The sequence below is a fragment of the Frankia sp. CoWAU3 genome (assembly GCF_977971855.1).
On the sequence record NZ_CDWWXB010000298.1, the window covers coordinates 1 to 1,813 of the forward strand.

The 1,813-nt window shown below is 67.0% G+C and carries 2 protein-coding genes; one reads left to right on the plus strand and one right to left on the minus strand.

Translation table 11 applies throughout. The annotated features are described in order from the left end of the window. Positions 1-158: 158 nt before the first annotated feature. Complete coding sequence (locus tag AC08ON_RS17465) at positions 159-710, minus strand: group II intron maturase-specific domain-containing protein (protein ID WP_476617373.1); 552 nt, start codon at positions 708-710, stop codon at positions 159-161. A gap of 433 nt (positions 711-1,143) precedes the next feature. Here AC08ON_RS17465 and AC08ON_RS17470 point away from each other — a divergent pair, with 433 nt between their 5' ends. Further along, on the plus strand, positions 1,144-1,803 hold the full coding sequence (locus AC08ON_RS17470; RefSeq protein WP_476617374.1) for a putative immunity protein: 660 nt from the start codon (positions 1,144-1,146) through the stop codon (positions 1,801-1,803). The last annotated feature ends 10 nt before the right edge of the window (positions 1,804-1,813 follow it).

Here is a 1,813-nt window from a genome sequence, read left to right on the forward strand (position 1 = left end):
GTCAGCCACGCCTGCAACCGACCCAGCCCACACCGGAAATCCTCACCTCAGGCGGGTGGCCCAGAGGTAACCTCCTCCCGAACCTCTGCCCCCTGCGGGGGCGATCTGGCGCCGAGTTAGACGGCGCACCGTCTCCGGGCACCGGGCTCTCCACTCGATCATGCCGTCGGGGTTGGGCCTGTCAGGGCATCCGGCCAGGGGGTGGGGATGTTGCCGTCTCGGTATCGGTAGCGGGTGATCGGCACTTGGCCGAGGTGGAGGGTGATCGGCACCTGGCCGAGGTGGAACAGCGTCATCCCGTCCAGTTCGATGTCTTTCCGTCCTCCGTGCGGAGTCCGGAGCCATCGCCGGATGGCCGTCCAGCTCCGGCGGTGCCGGTGCATCACCCAGCGGATCATCCGCCACCAGACGAAGGTGTGCAGACGGGCCAGGGTGTGCTTGGCGACCGCGTGCTGGAAGTAAGCGGCCCACCCGCGCGGGATCTGGTTGATCCGGATCAGCGCGATTCTGTAGTCGAGATGCGACAACTTCCGGGTCAGTGATCTGATCTTCCGTTTCAGCGACGCGACAGGTTCGTCGGCGATGAAGGGGTAGACGTGCCAGTTGTCCGTTCCTCGCTTCCGCTTCCAGACGATGCGGAAGCCGAGGAAGTCGAACCCGTCCGCGAGGTGGACGATCCGGGTCTTGGCCGGGGACAGGGCGAGCCCCATGCCCGCGTATCCGCGAGGAGGCCGTCGCGCAGCGCGGGCAGGCAACCCGCTCGGCTCGCGCACGCACCCGAAGCCCCAGCTCGCCTGCGACGCGCTCGACCCCGTCCAGCAGGACGTTCGCGAGATGCGGCAGCCAAACCCCAAGGTCAAGGAGGTCACACCAGGCCGATCATCGCAGTGCGATACCAATAGACGATCATGAGAGGGCCAGGTCGATCGCAAGATCAGCGACAGATCCTCTTCTCTGGCCCCACCTACGGACGAGAACTGGCCCCACCCCTCCTGAACGCGGTTCTAGTTCGGGGAGTTCTGGTGTCCGTTGTCAGTGAAGTCGGCCTGGTTCGAGGTCCTGACCAGGGCGGGCCTGATTCGATGACACGGTCTGGTGTTCGCTGACCGTGAGTGGCCACCAGGCTCTGCCCATTGACGGCCAATGCAGACGGCCCACTGGCGGGCCGCTTCGTCACTCAGGGTGGCGGCTGCCGCCAAGGTGCCCGCGCTGGGAGTTGGCGCTCGGCGCCTTGATCAGCTATGTAGAGTCAGCGTGGTGGGATCTCCGCAGACGCTCAGCGAAGCCGACCGACGTCTTGTCGCCGCATGGGCGGCCGATTGCGCAGAGCGGGTTCTGGGGCTGTTCGAGGCCGAAGCTCCAAAGGATGACCGCCCTCGCGCTGCCATCGCCCGGACCCGGGCGTTCGCTCGGGGAGAGCTGAACACTGCCGAGGAGATCCGCCGTCGATTCGTGGGTGGCGTCGCTGTCGGTGATGTGAAGGCTCCCGCGGCGGCTGCCGCTGCCCGAGCCGCCGGTCAAGCCGTAGCCATCTGCCACATGGGTGCGCATGCCCTGGGCGCCGCCGCGTATGCGGCCAAAGCGGCCGGCCTGGCGGCGCCCGGCAGGCCAGGAGCCGTCGAGGACGAGATCCGCTGGCAGCTCGATCACATGACGGCGGAGGTCCGGGCCGCCCTGCGAGCCCTCCCGCCTGTCGGCGAGAATCGGTCAGGTCCTCTCGGGCCTGGGCTCCTCACATCAGGCCAACTCGGCACGATCATTCGTGACCTTCAAGCCGGTCTTGCCCTGCTCGACCGGGACTGATCCGAAAAAT